The organism is Rhizobium sp. P32RR-XVIII (genome assembly GCF_012641395.1).
In the GTDB taxonomy this organism is placed as follows: domain Bacteria; phylum Pseudomonadota; class Alphaproteobacteria; order Rhizobiales; family Rhizobiaceae; genus Rhizobium.
Genome location: NZ_JABAIH010000002.1, coordinates 890,192 through 896,191, shown reverse-complemented (window position 1 = coordinate 896,191; position 6,000 = coordinate 890,192). Strand labels below are relative to the sequence as shown.

At 59.7% G+C, this 6,000-nt stretch carries 6 protein-coding genes; all 6 read right to left on the bottom strand.

Translation table 11 applies throughout. The features are described from left to right. Window positions 1-2,469, bottom strand: a 2,469-nt coding sequence (locus tag HGP14_RS09695; protein WP_168829583.1) for a host specificity factor TipJ family phage tail protein, incomplete at its 3' end; no start/stop codon positions are given. Beyond that, the gene (locus HGP14_RS09690; protein WP_168829582.1) at window positions 2,454-2,855 is read right to left on the bottom strand and encodes a C40 family peptidase; all 402 of its coding nucleotides are present in this window, start codon (window positions 2,853-2,855) and stop codon (window positions 2,454-2,456) included. The genes HGP14_RS09690 and HGP14_RS09695, both read right to left, overlap by 16 nt. A gap of 4 nt (window positions 2,856-2,859) precedes the next feature. After that, a complete protein-coding gene (locus tag HGP14_RS09685) occupies window positions 2,860-3,363 on the bottom strand; it encodes a DUF1833 family protein (protein WP_168829581.1) in 504 nt (167 codons plus the stop codon). Continuing rightward, a complete protein-coding gene (locus HGP14_RS09680) occupies window positions 3,360-3,713 on the bottom strand; it encodes a hypothetical protein (protein WP_168829580.1) in 354 nt (117 codons plus the stop codon). Before HGP14_RS09680 ends, HGP14_RS09685 begins: the two co-directional genes overlap by 4 nt. Continuing rightward, window positions 3,710-5,740 carry a phage tail length tape measure family protein gene (locus tag HGP14_RS35225; protein ID WP_205927071.1) on the bottom strand — a complete coding sequence of 677 codons (2,031 nt, stop codon included), beginning with the start codon at window positions 5,738-5,740 and terminating at the stop codon, window positions 3,710-3,712. Before HGP14_RS35225 ends, HGP14_RS09680 begins: the two co-directional genes overlap by 4 nt. Window positions 5,741-5,791: 51 nt before the next feature. Then, window positions 5,792-5,920: a hypothetical protein gene (locus HGP14_RS36190; protein ID WP_281408076.1), complete on the bottom strand. Its 129-nt coding sequence runs from the start codon at window positions 5,918-5,920 to the stop codon at window positions 5,792-5,794. Window positions 5,921-6,000: the final 80 nt, after the last annotated feature.

Sequence of the window (6,000 nt, the reverse complement as noted above, 5' to 3'; positions counted from 1 at the left end):
AGATACCGTAAGCGAAGGAAACCAATTGCCCGTCCCCTTTGGGGCGTATCGGACGATGTAGCCAGTTACATGCCCCACATCAGGCGCAAGCCACGACACGGTCAGCGCGGACGTTGCCGGCGTGGTAGTCCATATCCGCTCGATCGCAGACATCGACGTCGGAGCATAGGAGCGGTAGTCAATCAGCCCTGGAATGCCCGTTTCGAAATCCGGTATGGTGCCCTTGTCCGCATCCATGATTTCCGGCGCGTCGTCGACAAGTTCAAGCTGCGCCGTTAGATCCTTTTGCGGCGTGATGCTCTTAACCCGGAGGACGACGCTTTCAAACCCGTCCTCGCCGAACATCACCAGATCTCCGGTGGTCGGCAGGCCTCCCGTATCGCTGAGTGTGAAGCTGGAAAACTCGCCATCCGCTCCGGTGATCTTGCGCACCAGCGTCGAGCCGTCCGCAAGCCGAAAACGCATGGAGTAGGTCTTGCCCGCCTCCATCGTGAACGTGTCGTCGATAGTGACTGTATCCGGTGAGGACGTGACAGCCTTTACCCGGCCCGCACCAAGCCCCCACAGCACCGTATCGTGGTTGACCAGTACGCGGTCGCCGCGTGTGCAGACAAGGTGCTCGAAATCCGTGGAAAGTGTGTAGACTTCGCGCTGTAGGCGGTTCTGCGCGATGTGATAGCGGCCATGCTTCCACACCAGATCCTTGTCGGTAACGCCGGGGAAATCCAAGCCCTCGAACTTTGTGGCATTCGCAGCTGAGTATCCATCGTCATAGACAAACCGCTCGTCATTCAGATAGCCGTTGTCACGGTTGATGAAGGACACGCGGAATCCATGCGGCAGGTCGGCATAGCCACGATTGGACGAGAACCCCCACGAGTTGCGCGGTGTGAAGTGCTGGACGATCGGGGAGTCTTCAATATCCCAAACAACACCCCATCGGCCGTCACGAAGCGACACAGCGGCACGTCCAGCAGCCGCAATCATCGTCAGCATCTCGTAGACAGAGCGCTGCTCCGTCGCGACGTACTCGAAGGTGAACCCGTTGACGTAGCAATAGACAGCCCAGTCCTGCAGGCTTTGCAGATCGATCTGGCTGTCTGGGACAGGCCGAGCGTTGGCACTGCCTTGGAGAACGTTTCGGAAGTAATCGGCGGGGTTGGTCGTCGTATTCAATATCCATGTCGTGCCGCTCCACGACGGGATAGTGGGATATGCGATGCAGTTCAACGTATCGACAGTTCCGGAAAGCTCGCCGGTCGCCTTGATGCGAACGGCGATTAGCGTCAGAGGCTTGTTGAAGCTGACAACCGATGCATTGCGCCGACCCCGAAGAGCTGTCCAGTATGTCGTCTCGGATACGGTATCTCCGCCGTTGTAGTCCGGGGACGCTTTGCGGACACGGATGTCATATTGGCCTCGCGCAACTGCCCTTATGACGGAACGTCGAATGGCTTGAGATGACGACGCCGTGATGCCAATCGCTGGCAGGCTGACCCACGCCCCGGAGCCAGCGACAGCATATTCAACCTCCACGACGACCTGATAGTTAACCCGTTTCCCGTCCTTTTTCTGATAGCGGTACACGCCGTTCGGGAAGCTGATATCTACCGAAATCTCGTCAACATCATCCGCAGTTGTGCGCTGTGTCCAGCTGCTTGCGCTCCATCCGATTTCGTTTTCGAGAAGGATCTGAACAGACTCCTCGAAGACCGGCTTGGTGTAGAGTGTCGGCGCCTGGGTCAGATGGTTCTCGATGATCTCATAGCTGACGTCGGCAAACCGATCGATCGGCGTTTCCCCGATGCGAAGATCCGAGATGGACACGGGGCCATAGCCGACCACGAACAACATGCGCAAGTACTGGTCATCGCCTGACAGCTCGGTGTAGGCGCCAGCCGCGTAGGGAGGCGAAATTCTGTGCCTGCCGAAGATGACGGGAATAGCCCCATACTGGTTTGCAGAGTTCTTGCCGCCGCCGATGGAATAGAGCGTCTTGGTCTTGTCGATTGCCGGCGCTTCCGGCTTGGCCGGCGGGAACAGCGCATTGATGGCCAGCGAGCCGACAATGGTAATCCCGGCGGCGATCACGCTGGTCGCGCCCGCAACACCCGCCAAGCCTAGCGCGCCGGCAATAGGGCCTGCAAAGAACAGCGCAGCGACCGCAACCACTAGGCTGAGGATCGAGCGAAGAGCGCCCTTGCCCGGCACTTTCACGATGGACAGGACGGCGCCTGGCTTTACCCGGACGCGCGACCAATTCTTGAACTCGATCGAATGACCGTTGATTGTGACATATAGGCGGCTCGGCTCGATCCCGCATTGCTCAATGATCTCGGCAATCGACATGCCAGCCGGAACCCGAACATGCTCGCGCTGCTGGCGAAGCGGAGACCGACGCAGATAGACATCCACATCCTCTCCCGGCGCGAACAATTCCGCGCGTCTATCTTCTACGAGTGCGAGCATTCGTTGAGCCTGTAAAATCCAGAAATTCTGTTTCGCCAGCGCATGTCGCCGATGCGATCAATGACGGACGGATGTGGGCCTTCGCTGTGGAGCATGCGGCCTTGCCCGAGGAAGACGCCGACATGGCTGTCATGCCGCCCCGCCCGCATAAGCACGCAATCGCCTAGCTGTGGCGCGTCCACCAAGTGCCAGTGCTTCTCGCGCTCCTCTGCGACCAGCGGAGCAATGCTGCCGTGCTTGAACTCTCGGGTGTCCATCTCCGCGGAATAAGCGGGAACAGGCATGCCGAGCACGTCGCGATAGTAGAGAAACAGGATGCCCCAGCAGTCCGCGCCGGTGTATTCGCGCCCATGGGGCACGTATGGAATGCCAACGAATTTCTGCATGGGCTCAGAACAATCCAGGGAACGCGCCGGGCGTGAACTGCCCTGCCGGATACGGCTCGTTGATCAGCGCGTCGGCAACAAGGTCTGCCGTCACCTGTTCCTCGCCGATTGTCACTTCCGAGAGCTGCAGCGCCGGCATCTCGATTTCGACGTCGTCCAGACTGGACGCCAGAACGATCTCCAATTTGATGCTTGCCGGTGTCGTAAACGACCGCAGCATCGCCACGAGAGACCTATCTGTGTTGTCGATCGAAAGCTGGATGCGCGGCGGGCTGTCGCTCTTGTCGTCGGGCAGTGTGAACTCGAATGGCAGGAACAGGTATTCGTTGCCCCGGCTCACCGTCGCATAGACGAGCGGAGAATCCGAAATCCGCGTCGTCGCGTCTGAGGAAAGGAAGATCGGCTCGGCCAGATCCTCATGCGTCACCGTCAGCAGGCAGATGACAACCTCGTCGGTCTCCTGCGAGTTGATGGCATTGAGGAAGGCCGGGGAGACCGTTCGGCTCATGGCAATACCTCAAGTTCAATATCGACGCGCCACTCAAGCCCTAGGGTTGCCACCTTATAGGTGCTGGTCATCCTCACCAGCAGATCCGCGCCGCCGTGAGGATCGGGAAAGATAAAAGGCATCGCTCGATCGGCGATGGTATCCGATACGAAGCTTCGCAAAGTGGCGAACTGATCATCCGTCACCCGTATACCGCCGCTGATCTTGCGGACATTCGCTGTCGTTCGGCGCCGCATCTTCGCGGGACCTACCGACATTTCCGAAACGATCAGATTATCCGCCCCCTCCTCCGCGTAGCCATCGCGGAGAAAGGATTGCGGTAGGGTTGAAGGCCAGTCAGGAGCACTCATCGACGTGCGAGGCCTCCCTTCAAGCCAAAGTTCGACTGCATGGCGTTGCGTGATGCGGAGCCTGGTGTCCCGATCTTCTTGGCAACAGCCTCATCGATCATGACATCAATCGCCGTACCGTTCGCTGTCTGGCGTTCCTGCTTCGTGACCTTGGCGCCGGCGTTGTTGATGATGTTGATCTCAACTTTGCCCCCGCCGCCCTTGTTGTCGTTCACCGCCACGCCGAGACGCCCGCTGCCGTCGCGCTTCAGTGGCATGATGGCTTCCGGACCAGCCTCGCCCATGAGGCCGGTGCCCTTGGCGAAGGCAAACATTGTCGGGCGGTTGACGACGCTGTTTGAATATCCGCTCACGCCATGCATGAACGTGCCGCCATTGGCGAACAGGCCGGGAGACAGGCCAGGAGCCGGTGGGAAGTAACTTGTGCCGCCACCGAACAGACCGCCGAAGAGGCTGGATAGGAAGCCACCTCCGCCCCCGCTGCCGCCGCCACCAACGGCGCCATTGACCTGAAAGATTGCGTCAAGCATCTGGTTCAAGAGCTTGTCCGTGATCTTGTCGAGTGCCCTTGATGCGGCATCTGCGAACGATTGCCAGACGCCCTTGCCGCTCTCCATGCCTTGCTTGAAGTCGGATAAGAACCCGCCCACCACGTCCTTGGCGAACGACATCGCTTCTTTGGCCTGATTGGCGGCGACTTTCGCCGTATCAAACCCTGCGGCAGTATCCTCACCGGCCTTCTTGCCTGCGCCACCGGCCTTGCCGGCTGCAGCTTCAACATTGGTCAGGCTGGCCGCGAGTTCTTTGAGCTTGTCGGATGCCGTGGAAGCGCCTTGGGCAATGGCAGCTCCGAAACCGCCGAGGTAATCCTTGCTCAGTGCACCTTGAAGGGCGGCGTTGCGATCACCTACAGCGCCGGCTAGCGCATCCGAATAAGGATTGTCGATCTGACCGAAATCGACATTGCCGATCGTGCCGATGGAGAAGCCGCCAGGCAGTTTGGATAGCGCACCGTTGACGCTCTCGATCAAGGAATTGAGCATGCCGGTAGCGGCATTGATCATCTTCTCGATCGCACCAATCGCTGCATTGGCCGCGCCGACGGCCGCCGCGCCAATGATGTTCGGGAACTGCGACCAGACGAATTTCAAGTCGTTGAAGGCGCCGACAAACGAGCCAATGATGAAATTGACGCCGGTCTTTGCTGCCCCAACGATATCGACGCCAAAGATGTTCGTCAGCTCGTCGCGGAAGACGTTGGCGGCAGCTACCGCAGCCGTGATGCCCACAATGAAGGCCAGCGCGGGATTCGCCGCAGCGAAACCGATTGCCAAGCCGATCAATCGCGCCGTTACTCCCAAAATCGCCTCGGAGACAACCGTTAGGCCGGCAATTATGGCGGGCGCGTAGAGAAGCGCCAAAGCGGCAGCAGCACCTACCGCATACGGCGCGACCGTTTGAAGCGCGCCCGCTACCGCCATGAGCGCAGAGGCGGCGAGCTTTGGCCAGTTGACCATCTGCAGGCCAGCGGCAGCAAGCGAGGTCAGGCCGATGACCAGCAAGCTTACCGGCGATAGTACGGACAGGAACGCGGCGCCGAGGCCGCGGACAGGATTCTCCATCGTCGAAATGACTGCCGCGAGCTGAGTGCCCTGCTGGAGGCCAATCTGCAACGCGCCCATGCCCATCTGGGCCGAGACTGCGATATCCTGGAACTGCGCCGCAATGTTGGAGGTGTTGAACTTGCTGAAGGACGCCATATTCTGGTTGGCAGCAGCGGCGTGCAGTCTCAAGGCACCGGCTGCCTTGGTTGCGGCCGCGCTTTCCTGATTGAGAGCTGCTGCGGCTTTGCTCGATCCCGCGGATGCAGACATAGCCGCAGCCCCGGCGTTCTTTGTGGACGCCGACACGCCCTGAGTGGCTGCCTCCGCCTTCTTGGCGGCATTGGCCAGGTTGTCGAGAGACTTCGCGCCCTTGTCGACGCCAGTGCTTTCGACGGCAATGCCGAGAGTCGCCACATCGGCCATAAACTTCACCTTTCCAAAGCATGGGCCAAGAGAGGCGGGAAAGCCGCCTCATCAGTTCGCATTCGATTTCCGATTTGCCACACGTTGCGCCTCGCGCTCCTTTGCCAGAGCATCGAGGTAGGCATCATCCATGTCGGTGATGATGGCGACTTCCTCCCGAAGAAGGATGTCGCCTGTCATTCTCGAGCATCCCGATATCTCGGTGTAGGTGAGCGGCTGCGGCCCATCCATGCCCTGTTGCCGGCGGCGCGATAACTGCC

Excerpts from the sequence above, each read along its gene's own strand:
- HGP14_RS09680 (WP_168829580.1), bottom strand. The coding sequence starts at position 3,713 with ATGAGTGCTCCTGACTGGCCTTCAACCCTACCGCAATCCTTTCTCCGC.
- HGP14_RS09690 (WP_168829582.1), bottom strand. The coding sequence starts at position 2,855 with ATGCAGAAATTCGTTGGCATTCCATACGTGCCCCATGGGCGCGAATAC.
- HGP14_RS35225 (WP_205927071.1), bottom strand. The coding sequence starts at position 5,740 with ATGGCCGATGTGGCGACTCTCGGCATTGCCGTCGAAAGCACTGGCGTC.
- HGP14_RS09685 (WP_168829581.1), bottom strand. The coding sequence starts at position 3,363 with ATGAGCCGAACGGTCTCCCCGGCCTTCCTCAATGCCATCAACTCGCAG.
- HGP14_RS36190 (WP_281408076.1), bottom strand. The coding sequence starts at position 5,920 with ATGACAGGCGACATCCTTCTTCGGGAGGAAGTCGCCATCATCACCGAC.